The following is a 13,980-nucleotide window of genomic DNA, read 5'->3' as shown; positions in this document are numbered from 1 at the left end:
ACTTGACGCAGCGATGGCTCTGGATCCCGGGCTCCGCTGCGCGGCTCCGGGATGTGGGCGTACGGCTCGATCGATCAGCTCCTATCGACAGGAAGACCGAACTGTCAGCTCTGAGCAGAGATCGTCATTCAAACCGGGAACTCAGAGCCCGCTCGGCCGAGGGGGCATACGCTGCATCCCTGCACGGAGCCTCTCACGACGCCGCTCGGGCGCTGGGGTCCGTCGCGCGCTGATCAAATCCTCGGTCGCGGAAAAATTTAGATCGCACACGGCGTTCGGTATGGCGCGGCGTTCCGGTTTCTTTACCGCGTCGCGCGATGGCTGGTCCGCCCGGGCTCGGTAGCCCGAGAGGGGCCACGTCATGATCTCGTCGCGTGCCAAGCATCGGGTGTTCGCGTCCGGCTTCCGCGCGATCCAGGCGTTCGGCGCCGATCGCTGGCTGGCTCCGGCCGCCCGCGGCCTCGGGGTGATCCTGACCTTCCACCACGTCAGCCCGGATCCGGTGCCGGCCTTCGCGCCGAACCGGCTGCTCAGCATCACGCCGGATTTCCTGGATCTCACCTTGCGCGAACTCGACGCGCGCGGCTTCGACATCATCGGGCTCGATGCGGTCCCGGACCGGCTAGCCGCCCGGGATTACGGCCCGCCCTTCGCGGTCCTGACCTTCGACGACGGTTACCGCGACAACGTCGAGCACGCCCGCCCGGTGCTGGAACGGCACGGCGCCCCCTGGACCCTGTTCGTGGCGAGCGGCTTCGCCGACCAGCGCGGGCGCCTGTGGTGGATCGAGCTGGAGCGGGCGATCGCGCGGCTCGACCGGGTGCGGATCGACATCCATGGGCGCAGCCTCGATCTGCCGGCCCGCAGCCCGCAAGAGAAGGCGCTGGCCTTCGAGGCGCTCTACCGCGACCTGCGCCGCGGCAGCGAGACCGCGCTCCTCGACCGGATCGCCGACCTTTGCCGGCAGGCCGACCTCGCGCCGGGGGGGATCGCACCCGAGCTGTGTCTGTCCTGGGATGAATTGCGAGCGCTGGGCCGCGACCCGGCGGTGACGTTCGGGGCGCACACGGTCAGCCACCCGATGCTCGCCAAGCACGATACGGCGACCGTCGCCCGGGAGATCGCCGAGAGCCGCGCCCGGATCGAGGCCGAGCTCGGCCGCGCGATCCGGCATCTGTCCTACCCGGTCGGCGACCCGACCTCGGCCGGCCCGAGGGAATTCGCCCTCGCCGCGGATCAGGGTTTCGCCACCGCGGTGACGACGAGACCCGGCCACCTGTTCGCCGACCATGCCGGGCATCTGCGCGCCCTGCCGCGGGTCTCGATCAACGGCTGCCACCAGTCGCGGGCGGCGCTGGCGGGATTGCTGTCCGGCGTCCCGTTCCTGGCCTGGAACCGCGGGCGGCGCCTCAACGTCGCCTGACCGGATCGCTCACGCGATATCGGCCGGTAACGTGTCGTGCGGATCGTGCGCCGCCAAGCCAAGCGGCCGGAAGTGACGGACGTTACGGGTCAGTATCGTCCAGCCGCGACACAGCGCCGTCGCGCCGATGGCGAGGTCCGCCAGGCCGGGGCATGGCCCTCTCGCCTGGCCGCGTCGGACAGGCGGCCGATACACCGGGCGATCTCGAGATCGATCGGCAGAATCTGAGCGCTGTAGAGGTGCAGCAGCGTCTCCAGCCAATCCGACAGACGCGCCGCCTTGCGAGACGCGCCATCCCGGCGGCATTTGGCGATACCGTCCCCGATCTCGGCGATGGTGATCACCGTACGATGCGGGCCGGCGCGGTTTCGGTGCATTCAGGCGATCAGCTCGTCGGCCGGGATCGCCCTGGTCGGTGCGGCCGCCGAAAGGACATTGGTATCGACGAGGGACGCAGGCGTCAGAGATCGATGCGTCTCAGCGCACCGGATCGCGGCGGAAGATCCTCCGTTTCGAGAGGCGCGGCCATCAGGAGCCGGCCGAAGGATGGGACCTGCAGCCGTTGCCACTCTTCGAAGCTGAGCAGCACGGCCTCGGGCCGGCCATGGCGTGTGATGACGGAGGGTTGGCCCTGCCGGGCCTTGTCGATGACGGCCGAGAGCGTCGCCTTGGCGGCCCGCAACTGGATTTCCCGCCATCCGACCCTCCACGACGACATCGGCATCGTAGGGGTGGGGATCGGCGCCGGCATCGCTGCTTGAAAGTCCTCAGCGCCGGCGGCGATGCCGGTAGCCGGTCGAGAACGAGGCGTATTGCCGGCCGCCCCGCCGCGAGCGGTACCGGCCGCGGCGGCCGGCCGCCGCCTCGACGGCCTCGTCCGCCTGGGGCAGCGCCTCGGCCAGGGCCGGGGCGGCGGCCGCGTCGGCCGAGGCGTAGCCGCCCGCCACGTTCTTGGCGGCCGGGCCGAACATCGCCAGGCACTGGTTGTAGGCCAGATCGTTCTTCAGCCGCTCGCACTCCCCGATCGAACGCGGCGTGCCCTGCGCCAGGGCGGAGCACGGCGCGAGCAGCACGGCGAGTGCGGCCAGATGCTTGAGGCGCATGGGCAAGCGATACACGGACGGGTCTCGGTTTCGGATCCGAGGCTTCTGCCGGCCGAGTGCGGCGAAATCGAGGGGTCCGGTTAACGGTCCGGACGCTCCATCCAGCGGATCAGCGGCATCAGCGGGAAGATCCACGCGATTCCGAGGATCGAGTAGAGCACGGCCTGGATCGCCGCCGGGGTCTCGGCGATGCGGCTGTCGGCCAAGGCCATCGCCAGCGGCCCGTACAGGCAGACGAAGGCCAGCATCGCGACCGTGCCGATCAACGTGCGGGTGCGGCGGCGCATCATGGTTCCCCGAAGCCCTGTCTCTCCCTGTGAAGACGGCTATCGCCCGTCGGCCCGGTTGGCAACGCGCGCAGCGCCGCGGGCTGCGGCGCCGCCGACGTTGCCCGCATCCCGCGCTTCCCCTAACGCGTCGCGAGGGCCGGGACATCCGGGCCAACCGCGGAAGGGATGCGCGTGGTGATGAGAGTCTCGGGCGAGCAGCGATCCGGAGCCGTGCGGACCTGGCTCTACCTGATGGCGGCCCTCGTGGTCGCCATGGTGGCGGTCGGCGGCGCGACCCGCCTGACCGGATCCGGCCTGTCGATCACCGAGTGGCGCCCCGTGACCGGGATCGTGCCGCCCCTGTCGGAGGCGGACTGGTCCGCCGAGTTCGCCAAGTACAAGGACACGCCGCAATACAACATCCTCAACCAGGGGATGGGCCTGGCGTCGTTCAAGGTGCTGTACGGCTGGGAATGGGGCCATCGCGTGCTCGGGCGGCTGATCGGCCTCGTGTTCTTCCTGCCGCTGGTCGTGTTCTGGTGGCGCGGCATGATCGGCCGCCGCCTCGGACTCGGGCTGCTCGGCCTCGGGATCCTCGGCGGCCTCCAGGGCGCGATCGGCTGGATCATGGTCGCGTCGGGCCTTCAGCCCGGCATGACCGCGGTGGCGCCGCTGAAGCTCGCCCTGCACCTGACGACCGCCAGCCTGATCCTGGCCGGTCTGGTCTGGCTGGCCGCCGGCCAGCGCAGCGAGGCGGCCGATCCCGCCCCCGGCCGCATCCGCCGGGTGGCCGCCCTGCTGCCGGCCCTGGTCCTGGCGCAGATCTTCCTCGGCGGACTGGTCGCCGGGTCGCATGCCGGCCTCGTCTACAACACCTGGCCGGACATGGACGGCGCCCTCGTCCCGCCGGTGGACAGCCTGTTCGCGATCCGGCCCTGGATCGAGAACTTCGTCGACAACCACGCCCTGGTCCAGTTCGACCACCGGGTCAGCGCCTACCTGCTCGTGGTGGTCGCGCTCCTGCACGCGATCGACGCGCGGATGACCGGTCCGGCCGGCGCGGCCGGGCGTGCCGGGGGCGTCGCCGCCCTGGCCCTGGCCCAGGCCGGCCTCGGCATCGCCACGCTGCTGCTGGCGGTGCCGCTCTGGGCCGCGCTGGCCCATCAGGTCCTGGCGATGGCCGTGCTGACCATGGCGGTGGTCCACGCCCGGCTGAGCCGCGGCACCGGTCTCGTCCGCCGCCCGGCCCGTGAGCCGGTGCTCGGCTTCGAGGGCTTGGTGGGTCGCGGCGCCTGATCAGGGCTGCGGCGCCACCGCCACGCACAACAAGTCTTTCACCACGCGGCAATAGAACCTTGGGATAAACGCCCCGTCAGCACTTTGCATAGGGAACGGTTGAGCCATCTTAAGCTTTAGGCTGCAGGCGTAGCAGGAGGCTTCATGATGTCTCTCGCAGAGGATGGTCGCCCGCTGACCCTGACGTGGCACTACACGCCGCGCGAGATCGTGGCGGACGGGGTGATCCACGGCCTCGGGGTGGTCTTCGGCCTCGCCGGCGCGGCGGCGCTGGTGGCCACGGCGCTCACGGCGCATCTCGGATTCGGCGAGCGGGCCGCGGTGGTGCTGTACGCCACCGCCCTGGTGCTGATGCTGGGCGTCTCCGCGGTCTACAACCTCTACCCGGTCAGCCCGCGGAAATGGCTCCTGCGCCGAGCCGACCACGCGCTGATCTACCTGATGATCGCCGGGACCTACACGCCCCTGGTCGCGCTGGTCGGCTCGGGCATCCGCGCCTACCTGCTGCTGGCGGTGATCTGGCTGGTCGCCCTGGTCGGGATCGCGGTGAAGCTGTTCCTGCCCGGCCGGTTCGACCGGCTATCCATCGCCCTCTACCTGCTGCTCGGCTGGAGCGGCCTGCTCGCCTACGAGTCGGTGATCGCCGCCCTGCAGCCCACCGCCCTGTGGCTGCTGGCGATCGGCGGGCTGCTCTACTCGGTCGGCGTGCTGTTCCACGTCTGGCGGACCCTGCCATTCCAGAACGCGATCTGGCACGGCTTCGTGCTCGCGGCCACGGCCTGCCATTACGGCACGATCTGGGCCAGCCTCAACGGCCTGCCGCTCACGTGAATTGATCCACAGCAGTAAAACTCCGCTTACCTTTCCGTCGAAAAGGCCCATCGGGACGGAGACCGTTTAAGTTTACTGCGACGGTCGCCGCACCACAGTCCCGGGACTGTTATTCCCGGGAGCGATACCGTGGCTGTGAAGCCGAACGACACCCGAATCCCCCAACGCCACCGCGTCCTGCACGTATTCCGCGCGCCGGTCGGGGGCCTGTTCCGGCACGTGATGGACCTCGCCCGCCTCCAGGCCGCGTCGGGCCATGCGGTCGGGATCGTCTGCGACACGTCCACCGGCGGCGAGCGCGCCGCCCGGGCGCTCGCGGACCTGGCCCCGTGCCTTGAGCTCGGCCTCGTGCGGATCCCGATGCGCCGCAACCCGCACCTGTCGGACTGGACCTGCCTGCGGGCGGTCACGCGCCGGGCGGCGGAGGTCGGCGCCACCGTGCTGCACGGCCACGGCGCCAAGGGCGGCGCCTACGCCCGCCTGGCCTCGGCGACCGCGATCCGGGCCTACACGCCGCACGGCGGCAGCTACAATTACCGGCCCGGGAGCGCGCTCCACCGGGCCTACATGGCCGCCGAGGCGGTGCTCGCCCGCAGGACCGACGCGTTCCTGTTCGAGAGCGAGTACGTGGCCGGCCGGCACCGGACCTTCGTGGGCGGACCGGAGCAGGTGACCCGGATCGTGCACAACGGCATCGCCGACGCCGAGTTCGCCCCGGTCCCCCTCGCCAAGAATGCCGCCGATCTGCTCTATGTCGGCGAATTGCGCGAGGCGAAGGGCCTGCCCTACCTGCTCGAAGCCTTGGTCCGGCTGCGCGCCGAGGGCCGGGCGCTGCGTCTGCTGATGGTCGGGTCGGGCCCGGATGCCGAGAGCCTGCGCACCATGGTCGAGCGGCTCGGCCTCTCGGATGCGGCCGCGTTCGAGCCGCCGCAGGCGATCCGGTCGGTGCTGGCCCGGGGCCGGATCCTGGTCGTGCCGTCGCTTGCGGAATCGCTGCCCTACGTCGTCCTCGAGGCCGCGGCCGCCTCGCAGCCCCTGGTCGCCACCCGGGTCGGCGGCATCCCGGAGATCTTCGGGCCGATGGCGGGCGATCTCGTCCCGTCCCGCGACGCCGGGGCGCTCGCGGGCGCGATCCGTCAGGTGCTCGACGAATCCCCGGACGTGCTGACGGCGCGGGTCCGGGCGCTCAGCGAATCGATCCACCAGCGCTTCTCGCTGGAGCGGATGGGGGCCGATGTGGTGTCGGGCTACGCCGCGGCGTTCCAGGCCCGCGCGGACCGCCTCGGCGTCGAAGGCGCGAAGGTCGCGCAGGCCCGCACGGCGTAGGGTCCCTCGCGGACGGCCCCGCGTTTAGGGTTTGCTATCAGGCTCGGATGCAAGAGTTTCCGTCTAAAGCCTGATCTGTTTCCAAAGTCCCGAAACAGATCAGGCGCCTATAGGCCGGGGGACATCGCCCCGGAGGAGCCGTTCGATGAGCGCGTTCGACATCCGCGATCTCCTTGAGGCCACCGCACCGCGCGACGGCCGGGCCGTCCGCGCGCCCGGCGGCGACGCGCCGTCGCCGGCCCTGGGCCCGGCCGCGATCTCGCCTGTCGTCGTGGCCGGCCTGGTGCGGGCCCTGGAATTCGGCCTGATCTTCAGCCTCGGCGCGCTCCTTCACCTGCTGATGCTGCGCGGCCGGGTGCCGTTCGGGCTAAGCTATGCCGGCGCGATCGCGCTGGTGGCCGGCCTCATGATGGCGCTGACCCAGGCCTCCGGCGGCTACCGGATCGCCGCGTTCCGGACCTTCGCCAAGGCCGCGATCCGGTTGATCGCGGCGTGGTCGATGACGTTCCTGATCGTCGCGGCCATCCTGGTCCTGGCCAAGGTCGCCGACCAATACTCGCGCCTGTGGCTCGCCACCTTCTACGGCACCGGCCTCGCGGCGTTGCTGGCCGGACGCTTCACCCTGTCCCGGGTGATCGACAGGCAGACCCGCGCCGGCCGCTTCGACCGCCGCACCGCCATCGTGGGCGGCGGCAAGCCCGCTGAGGACCTGATCGCCGCGCTGGAGGCCCAGAGCGAGAGCGGCATCCGCATCGTCGGCGTGTTCGACGACCGCAATGCCGACCGGTCCGCCGACAGTGTGGCCGGATACCCCAAGCTCGGCAACGTCGACGACTTGGTCGCCTATGCCCGGCAAGCCCGGCTCGACCTGATCGTGTTCACGATCCCGATCACCGCCGAGGCGCGGATCCTCCAGATGCTGGCGAAGCTCTGGGTGCTGCCAATCGACATCCGCCTCTCGGCCCACGCCGCCAAGCTCCGGCTGCGGCCCCGCAGCTACTCGTATCTCGGCTCGGTGCCGGTCCTCGACGTGTTCGACCGGCCGATCGCCGACTGGGACGTGGTGGTGAAGGCGCTGTTCGACCGCTGCGTCGGCCTGGTCATGCTGCTCGCGCTGTCGCCGATCATGATCGCGGTGGCGCTCGCCGTCCGGCTGACATCCCGCGGGCCGGTGCTGTTCCGCCAGAAGCGCCACGGCTTCAACAACGAGCTGATCGAAGTTCTCAAGTTCCGCTCGATGTATGTCGATCAGTGCGATGCCGGCGCCGCCAGGATGGTCACGCGCGGGGATGCGCGGGTGACGCCTGTCGGGCGGTTCATCCGCAAGACCTCGCTCGACGAGCTGCCGCAGCTGTTCAACGTGCTGAAGGGCGACCTGTCTCTGGTCGGTCCCCGCCCGCACGCGCTCCAGGCCAAGGCCGCCAACACCCTGTACGACCAGGTGGTCGACGGCTACTTCGCCCGCCACAAGGTCAAGCCCGGCATCACCGGCTGGGCCCAGGTCAACGGCTGGCGCGGCGAGACCGATACCTCCGAGAAGCTGCAGCGGCGCGTCGAGCACGATCTGTTCTACATCGAGAACTGGTCGGTCCTGCTCGACCTGCAAATCCTGATCACAACGCCGTTCGCGCTGTTCAAGACTGAGAATGCGTATTGAGCTCGGGGTTCGCGAGGCCGATCCCCGGCGGCCGCTCAGCCTGAGGTGTCAGCGCGGCTACGGCGGCGCTGCCCGACCGGGGATCCCGTCATCTCGGGGCCGCGCAGCGGAGCCCGGGATCCAGAGAAGACGACGTCTCAAACGCTCGCACGGGCCGTGTTTCCGGGTTCCGGGCTCGCCTGCGGCGCCCCGGAATGACGCCGCGGGCTATTGGATCTAACGAAGTCTCTGCACGCGAAGGCAGCGTTCGATAGGATCGCATGCTCGAACCAGCCGGTGGAGCCCCGCGGAAAGATTGTATTAGCCAAGGCCGCGATTTGCCGTCGTGTCCAGGTCTTCTCAACCCCCAAGGTCACCGGGCATTCAGCGCGTGCCGCACAAGGTCGGCGCACAGGTTCGGGCCATGCCCGAGCGGGTGGGAGGATCAGATATGGCGACCGGCGTCCAGGTGGCGGGAACGGACATGATCGGTGCGCGTGCGTCCGGAACGCTGACGGCGGAAATCTTCACCGACCTGGCCGCGGCCGAAGCCCTCTGGCGGCGGCTCGAGGCCGATCCGGCCAGCCTGCAGACGCCCTATCAGCGGTATGACTGGGTCTGCGCCTACCTGCGCGCGACCGGTACGGAGGCCGAAGCCCGCATTGTCGTCCTGCGGGATGCCGAGGGCCGGGCCCGCATCCTGCTGCCCCTCGTGCTCGGCCGCAAAGCCGGATTGGTGGTGGCCCGGATCGTCGGCGACACGCACGCCAACTACCACATGCCGCTGTTCGCCACCCGGGACGCCGCCGCAATCTCCGCCGGGGAGGTCACCGCGGCCCTGATCCGCGTGGGGCGGTCGGCCGGCATCGACGCCTACGCCCTGCAGCATCAGCCCCTGATGTGGGAGGGCGCGGCCAACCCGTTCGCGCAGGCCGGCGAACCGGAAGCCAGCGACGCCTACGGGCTGATGCTGGGACCCGACCCCGAGGCCACGGTGCGCCGCGTGTTCAGCGCCGACGCCCGCAAGAAGCTGCGCTCGAAGGAGAAGCGGCTGATCGAGGCCAAGGGCGCCCTGGCCTATCGCCGGGCCGAGACCGCCGAGGACGCGGCCCGTTATCTGACCGCGTTCTACGCCCACAAGGCGGTGCGGTTCGCCGGGATGGGCGTCGCAGACCCCTACGCCGACGATGCGGTTCGCCGGTTCCTGTCGGCGGCCACGTCCGGCGCCGAACCGGCGGTCGAGATTTACGTCCTGTGCCTTGCCGAGAGCGGCCGCGTGCTCGCGACCTTCGGGGGGGCCGTCAGCGATCACCGCTTCAGCGGCATGATGACGGCGTTCGATCCCGACCCGGAGATCGCCCGGTTCAGCCCGGGGGACCTGCTGCTGCAGCACCTCGTCGGCGAGCAGACCGCCCGGGGCCGCCAGGGCTTCGATCTCGGCGTCGGCGAGGCGCGCTACAAGGCGAGCATCTGCGACGAGACCATCGGGCTGGTCGAGACCATCGTGCCGGTGAGCCTGCGCGGCCGGGCCTACGGGCTGATGCGGTTGGGCCTGACCCGGACGAAGCGCCGGATCAAGCGCGATCCCCGTCTCTACGCCGGCGCCGCGAAGCTGCGGACCTTGCTGCGGCGATAAAAACGGCCCGAACGGCTTTCATCGCCGTTCGGGTGATCCGGCAGCGATGACGGACGCATCGTGGCGTGCGCTCACGCGGCGCGGAGGCGGAGCTCGGGATCCGTCGAGCCTGACTGCGCGAAGTGCTCGGCCGCGCGGTCCTGCGCCACCAGGATCTGGCCGGCGCCCGCATCCTCCGCGATGGCGTAGAGGTCGGCGAGCGCCGGATCCTCGGCGGCGGCATTCGACGCGATGATGACACTGTCCATGTAGCCGGCCGTCAGCTCGAGCAGGTCGACGGCGCCCGGCGCCGCCCGAAGGCGGCAGACGACCCATCCGTAAGCCTCCGCCATGGCCTCGAAGGTCAGGCTGAGGGTGTCCGGCTCGTCGAACAGCACGTCGGCTTCGGTGCGCCCGGCGGCGATCCGGTGCAGGCCGCTCTCGCCCGCGGACTGGATCACGTCGAGGAAGGCCGCGTCGCCCGCGATGAGATCGCTGAACCCGCGCTCGGCCGTGCCGGCATGCGGATTGTTCAGGTCGATGGTGACGAGGCTGGCCTTGCGGCCCAGCGCCCGCACCAGGGCGTCGTGCAGCGCGTTCTCGCCCGGGGACGCTTCCGTCTCCATGACGAGGATCCGGTACCCGGACCGGTCGCCGGGCAGGCGGCCCGCGCCCCCGATCCGGGCGATGAGGGGGGCGAGGTCGTAAGCCTCGGCCTGCATCCGGGCGACGGGTGCCGGGGCGGCCGTTGCGGGGACGGCCTCGTCCTCAGACCAGTGGGCCGGGGGCATCGCCTCGGGGAACGCGAAGGTCGGGCGCTCGAGCTCGGGCTCGCGGCGGGGGCGCCGGTCCGAGGTGTCGAACGCCGTGTCCGATTCCTTGGCGTTCCGGCCTCCCTCGGCCAGGAGCGCGCTCGCGAGCACGCCACCCACCGCCAGCATCAGCGTCACCAGCGTCGCGAAGCTGACGATCGGCAGCTTCTTGGGGAACGAGGGGACTTCCGGGGTCACGGCGCGCGAGACGATGCGGGCATCCGCGGGGGTGGCGCTCTCGCCGTCGCGGGCGGCGGCCTCGCGGTAGCGAGACAGGTAGGATTCGAGCTGCTCGCGCTGCGCCTTGGCCTCGCGCTCCAATGCGCGGAGCTGGATCTCGCTGGTGTTGCCCTTCACGACCACGTCCTGCTGGCCGTCCACCGCGGCCTGCAGGCTCTCGACCCGGGAGCCCGCGATCTTCGCGTCGTTCTCCAGCGTGCGCGCGATGCGCTCGGCCGACGTCTTGATCTGGGCGTCGAGATCCTCGAGCTGGGCGTGCAGCTCCTTGATCCGCGGATGGGCCGGCAGCAGCGTGCGGGACTCCAGCGCCAGCTGCGCCCGGACGGCGATCCGGTTGTCGACGATGCGCCGGACCACCTCGTTGTTGGCGACCTCGGTGATCTCGAAGGCGCGGCCGTCCTTGATCAGGTCCTTGATCGCCTTCACCCGCCCGGCGAGGTCGGCCTTCAGGATCCGGGCCTGGGACAGCTGGCTCGACAGCTCGCCGAGCTGCTGGGTGGTCAGCGGCTGGCCGGTCGCGCCGCCGCTGCCGACCAGACCGTTCTTGGCGCGGAACGCCTCGACCTTCGCCTCAGCCTCCGCGACGCGCTTGCGCAGGCCGTCGATGTTGCCGCCGAGCCAGGTCGATGCGTAGCGCGCGGTGTCGACCTTGTCGGCCTCGAGCGAGGAAATGTAGAGCTGCGCGATGGTGTTGGCGCCCTCGGCCGCAAGCTTGGCGTCCTTGGCGCGGAACTCGATCGTCAGGATGCGGGACTTGCCCGCCGGAAAGACCAGCAGGTGCTCGAAATAGGCATCGAGCACGCGGTCCTCGGCCGGGCGGTCGAGGGGGTTGGCGCCGATGCCCAGCATCATCAGCACGCGCTGGACGGGGCCGATGCTGCTCGAGCCCGGATCGAATTCGGGGTTGCCCACCAGCTTCAGCCGGCGGATCGCCTCCCGGGCGAGGTCGCGGGACATGACGACCTGAACCTGGCTGGCCACCGCCTGCTCGTCGATCGGCGCCAGCTGGTCGGCACGCTCCTGGGCGGTGCGGGCGAAGGCCGGATCGCGGCTCTCCAGGATCAGCTTCGCTTCGCCGGTGTAGCGCGGGCTCACGACGTTGACGAAGATGCTGGCGCCCAGCGCGACCACCAGGGTCGGCCCGACGATCCAGCCGATCGAGCGGCGAAGGATCTGTGGCACCTGCGCGAGGCCGACGCCGTCCCGCGGAGAGGTCCGCTGCACGGGCGCGGCGATGGGCGAGCGCAGGCTGATACGAGACATGAATACGCTCTGAGCACGACGGCCGACGGGGCGGCGATCAGTGCCACCCGGGCGCCATTAGAGGATGTTAAGGTTGCTTGAGAGTTAAGGCCCGCCGCGCGCCGCTCTGTTCGGAACAGGCCATCGCGATGATCAAGGTTCATTAACCTTAACAGCCTAGACCGAGGCGAATTGGCACCCATGACGGCGATGGTGATGAACCGGCGCGCTCTTTTCCTCGCACTTGGCTCGACGTTGGCGCTCGGCGGCTGCCTGCGTCCGACCTTCCGGACCGACCAGCTCGATGCCACCGGCACCGGCTCGATCGGCGCGCGCTACCCGCTCTCGGCGGGCGACAAATTGCGGGTGATCGTGTTCGGACAGGACAACCTGTCGAACATCTACGCCGTCGACGGGGCGGGCAAGATCGCCATGCCGCTGATCGGCACCGTGCAGGTCGGCGGCCAGACCACCGGCCAGGCGGCGAAGGCGATCGAGGCCAAGCTGTCCTCCGGCTTCGTGCGCGAGCCGCACGTGACCGTGGAGGTGGACACCTACCGCCCGTTCTACATCCTGGGCGAGGTCACGACCTCCGGCCAATACCCGTTCGTCAACGGCATGACCGTCGAGACGGCCGTGGCAATCGCCGCAGGCTTCGGCCCGCGGGCGGCCCGCGACTACGCGGTGCTGACGCGCGATACCGGCGGCGGGCTGGTGTCGGGCATCGTGCCGATGACCTACTCGGTCCGGCCGGGCGACACGATCGTGGTCAAGGAGCGCTTTTTCTGACGCCCTGTCCGGCGCGACGAGCGCGGCGGCCTGCTATCGCTGATCGCCATCCAAAACTCTCACCTGTTGTGCGGTGCTGCCGAGCAGCGCTCACATCGCAGGTTGAGATCGCGGGTGGGACCTCCGTCTAGACGGGATCCCCGCGGGCATCGGTGGTCGCGGGTTACTGCGCTGGCTGCCACACATTGATGATCCGCATCGCGGTCTGCTGCGGCGGGATCGGTGTCGCCACCGGGGACGCCGGAACCTGGGTGCTGCGCGCGACGACGCGGCGCGCCTCGCTGGCAGGCGACGCGCCCACCGGCGTGAACAATCCGGCGAGTTGCTTGCGCGTCCCCTTGCTGACGAAGCGCGAGGTGTGGACGGGCTCGAAATCGCGCAGTGCGTGGCGCTTGTCGGGACTGCCCGTGAACACCTTGGCGCCGGTGTTGAGGACGACGATGTCGCCCGGCATCAGGGTCTCGTCCTTCATCAGCGCGGCGGCCGCACCGGCCTTCATGTCGATGGGGGTCTGGCGTTCGCTCAGCTCGCTCTCCTTGGCGCGGATCCGCACCGGGAGCGCGGCGTACCGGGTCTGGAGACGGTGCCGCGCGTGGCCGAGCCGCGGGGTCGAACGCCGGTAGACGGCGCGATCCTCGAGGGGCGCGGGGGCCTGCTGGACCGCCTGGGGCGCCGGCCGCGCACCGAACAGCATCTCGAGGAAGCCGATTTCAGCCGCCTGCGCCTGGACGTTCGTTCCCACAAGGAGCCCGGCGGCGGTGATGACGGCCAACGTGCTGCCCGTACGAAACCTCATAACGTCCTCCGGAACTGGCGTCGGTATCGAGCGCCGGACGTTCAACCGCAAGCTGCGCGGGAGGGTTCCGGAATATTAGAGGTCTTGTGGCGAAGTTCGACGAACGTTGCAGCTGCTGCGGTATTCTACCGAATCGTAGCACGATCTATTGTGCAAGATCGGCTCGCATGGCGGGCCGACGCGGCTCAGGCCGGGGCGACCTGTTCGCCCTCGCCGATGCAATCGAGGGCTCGCTCCACGGCGCTGACCGCGTCGAGGAGGTTCTGAACCGTACGCTCGACTTCGAGCGTCGGACGGCCCATCGCGGCGGCGCGGGCACTCACATCCTCGAGCTGCTCGAGCAGGGCGAGGAGATCGCCGGCCACGGTCACGACCTCGCAGCGGGCGAGGCGGGTGACGGTCGGGCGCGGCCGGAAGGGCAGGACATTGCTCATCGCCGACGGTTCTGGCCCGAAAGGACCCGGATTCGCCAGGGGTAAGGACCGGACTTCCGGCAATTGCCGGCCTCTATCCGCCGCTAACGGCTGGAAAGGTAGATTTTCCGTGGCCGCCGCGCATCGGAGGCGGCAGAATCGGTTTACGCCTCTCCGCCGGTCTTGACG

General features: G+C 70.2%; 14 protein-coding genes. 7 read left to right on the top strand and 7 right to left on the bottom strand.

Features of this window, described 5'->3' with window-relative positions; translation table 11 throughout:
- Positions 1 to 361 precede the first annotated feature (361 nt).
- Entirely contained in the window at positions 362 to 1,423 is a 1,062-nt protein-coding gene (locus FVA80_RS14355) for a polysaccharide deacetylase family protein (protein WP_147910672.1), read from the top strand.
- A gap of 89 nt (positions 1,424 to 1,512) precedes the next feature.
- Here the strand turns inward: FVA80_RS14355 and FVA80_RS32190 are convergent, their stop codons facing one another.
- The 4 genes from FVA80_RS32190 to FVA80_RS14335 form a co-directional block, all read right to left on the bottom strand.
- A complete protein-coding gene (locus tag FVA80_RS32190; RefSeq protein WP_348644646.1) occupies positions 1,513 to 1,800 on the bottom strand; it encodes a hypothetical protein in 288 nt (95 codons plus the stop codon).
- An 83-nt stretch (positions 1,801 to 1,883) separates the two neighbouring features.
- The gene (locus FVA80_RS14345; protein ID WP_246692398.1) at positions 1,884 to 2,174 is read right to left on the bottom strand and encodes a type II toxin-antitoxin system Phd/YefM family antitoxin; all 291 of its coding nucleotides are present in this window, start codon (positions 2,172 to 2,174) and stop codon (positions 1,884 to 1,886) included.
- A gap of 16 nt (positions 2,175 to 2,190) precedes the next feature.
- Complete coding sequence (locus FVA80_RS14340) at positions 2,191 to 2,526, bottom strand: hypothetical protein (protein WP_187193724.1); 336 nt, start codon at positions 2,524 to 2,526, stop codon at positions 2,191 to 2,193.
- Positions 2,527 to 2,606: 80 nt separating this feature from the next.
- Positions 2,607 to 2,813: a DUF2842 domain-containing protein gene (locus FVA80_RS14335; RefSeq protein WP_147857771.1), complete on the bottom strand. Its 207-nt coding sequence runs from the start codon at positions 2,811 to 2,813 to the stop codon at positions 2,607 to 2,609.
- A gap of 180 nt (positions 2,814 to 2,993) precedes the next feature.
- Here FVA80_RS14335 and FVA80_RS14330 point away from each other — a divergent pair, with 180 nt between their 5' ends.
- The 5 genes from FVA80_RS14330 (at position 2,994) to FVA80_RS14310 (ending at position 9,520) form a co-directional block, all read left to right on the top strand.
- On the top strand, positions 2,994 to 4,091 hold the full coding sequence (locus tag FVA80_RS14330; RefSeq protein WP_147908300.1) for a COX15/CtaA family protein: 1,098 nt from the start codon (positions 2,994 to 2,996) through the stop codon (positions 4,089 to 4,091).
- Between the two features lie 147 nt (positions 4,092 to 4,238).
- Positions 4,239 to 4,922: a hemolysin III family protein gene (locus FVA80_RS14325; RefSeq protein WP_147857090.1), complete on the top strand. Its 684-nt coding sequence runs from the start codon at positions 4,239 to 4,241 to the stop codon at positions 4,920 to 4,922.
- Positions 4,923 to 5,051: 129 nt separating this feature from the next.
- On the top strand, positions 5,052 to 6,248 hold the full coding sequence (locus FVA80_RS14320) for a glycosyltransferase family 4 protein (protein ID WP_147908299.1): 1,197 nt from the start codon (positions 5,052 to 5,054) through the stop codon (positions 6,246 to 6,248).
- A 145-nt stretch (positions 6,249 to 6,393) separates the two neighbouring features.
- Entirely contained in the window at positions 6,394 to 7,905 is a 1,512-nt protein-coding gene (locus FVA80_RS14315; RefSeq protein WP_147908298.1) for an undecaprenyl-phosphate glucose phosphotransferase, read from the top strand.
- Between the two features lie 430 nt (positions 7,906 to 8,335).
- The gene (locus FVA80_RS14310; protein WP_147908297.1) at positions 8,336 to 9,520 is read left to right on the top strand and encodes a GNAT family N-acetyltransferase; all 1,185 of its coding nucleotides are present in this window, start codon (positions 8,336 to 8,338) and stop codon (positions 9,518 to 9,520) included.
- A 71-nt stretch (positions 9,521 to 9,591) separates the two neighbouring features.
- Here the strand turns inward: FVA80_RS14310 and FVA80_RS14305 are convergent, their stop codons facing one another.
- The gene (locus FVA80_RS14305; RefSeq protein ID WP_147908296.1) at positions 9,592 to 11,814 is read right to left on the bottom strand and encodes a GumC family protein; all 2,223 of its coding nucleotides are present in this window, start codon (positions 11,812 to 11,814) and stop codon (positions 9,592 to 9,594) included.
- A gap of 189 nt (positions 11,815 to 12,003) precedes the next feature.
- Here FVA80_RS14305 and FVA80_RS14300 point away from each other — a divergent pair, with 189 nt between their 5' ends.
- On the top strand, positions 12,004 to 12,582 hold the full coding sequence (locus FVA80_RS14300; protein WP_187193723.1) for a polysaccharide biosynthesis/export family protein: 579 nt from the start codon (positions 12,004 to 12,006) through the stop codon (positions 12,580 to 12,582).
- A 163-nt stretch (positions 12,583 to 12,745) separates the two neighbouring features.
- Here FVA80_RS14300 and FVA80_RS14295 read toward each other — a convergent pair whose 3' ends face one another.
- On the bottom strand, positions 12,746 to 13,378 hold the full coding sequence (locus FVA80_RS14295) for a hypothetical protein (protein ID WP_147908295.1): 633 nt from the start codon (positions 13,376 to 13,378) through the stop codon (positions 12,746 to 12,748).
- A 185-nt stretch (positions 13,379 to 13,563) separates the two neighbouring features.
- Positions 13,564 to 13,812: a hypothetical protein gene (locus tag FVA80_RS14290; RefSeq protein ID WP_058194484.1), complete on the bottom strand. Its 249-nt coding sequence runs from the start codon at positions 13,810 to 13,812 to the stop codon at positions 13,564 to 13,566.
- Between the last annotated feature and the right edge of the window lie 168 nt (positions 13,813 to 13,980).

The organism is Methylobacterium sp. WL1 (genome assembly GCF_008000895.1).
Lineage (GTDB): Bacteria > Pseudomonadota > Alphaproteobacteria > Rhizobiales > Beijerinckiaceae > Methylobacterium.
Note: the sequence above shows the minus strand (reverse complement) of the source record. Positions and strands in the feature narration are given on the sequence as shown.

Coding starts and splice junctions, on each gene's coding strand:
- FVA80_RS14300 (WP_187193723.1), top strand. CDS start 12,004: ATGGTGATGAACCGGCGCGCTCTTTTCCTCGCACTTGGCTCGACGTTG.
- FVA80_RS14290 (WP_058194484.1), bottom strand. CDS start 13,812: ATGAGCAATGTCCTGCCCTTCCGGCCGCGCCCGACCGTCACCCGCCTC.
- FVA80_RS14310 (WP_147908297.1), top strand. CDS start 8,336: ATGGCGACCGGCGTCCAGGTGGCGGGAACGGACATGATCGGTGCGCGT.
- FVA80_RS14325 (WP_147857090.1), top strand. CDS start 4,239: ATGTCTCTCGCAGAGGATGGTCGCCCGCTGACCCTGACGTGGCACTAC.
- FVA80_RS14355 (WP_147910672.1), top strand. CDS start 362: ATGATCTCGTCGCGTGCCAAGCATCGGGTGTTCGCGTCCGGCTTCCGC.
- FVA80_RS14335 (WP_147857771.1), bottom strand. CDS start 2,813: ATGCGCCGCCGCACCCGCACGTTGATCGGCACGGTCGCGATGCTGGCC.
- FVA80_RS14340 (WP_187193724.1), bottom strand. CDS start 2,526: ATGCGCCTCAAGCATCTGGCCGCACTCGCCGTGCTGCTCGCGCCGTGC.
- FVA80_RS14295 (WP_147908295.1), bottom strand. CDS start 13,378: ATGAGGTTTCGTACGGGCAGCACGTTGGCCGTCATCACCGCCGCCGGG.
- FVA80_RS14315 (WP_147908298.1), top strand. CDS start 6,394: ATGAGCGCGTTCGACATCCGCGATCTCCTTGAGGCCACCGCACCGCGC.
- FVA80_RS14305 (WP_147908296.1), bottom strand. CDS start 11,814: ATGTCTCGTATCAGCCTGCGCTCGCCCATCGCCGCGCCCGTGCAGCGG.
- FVA80_RS14345 (WP_246692398.1), bottom strand. CDS start 2,174: ATGCCGGCGCCGATCCCCACCCCTACGATGCCGATGTCGTCGTGGAGG.
- FVA80_RS32190 (WP_348644646.1), bottom strand. CDS start 1,800: ATGCACCGAAACCGCGCCGGCCCGCATCGTACGGTGATCACCATCGCC.
- FVA80_RS14330 (WP_147908300.1), top strand. CDS start 2,994: ATGAGAGTCTCGGGCGAGCAGCGATCCGGAGCCGTGCGGACCTGGCTC.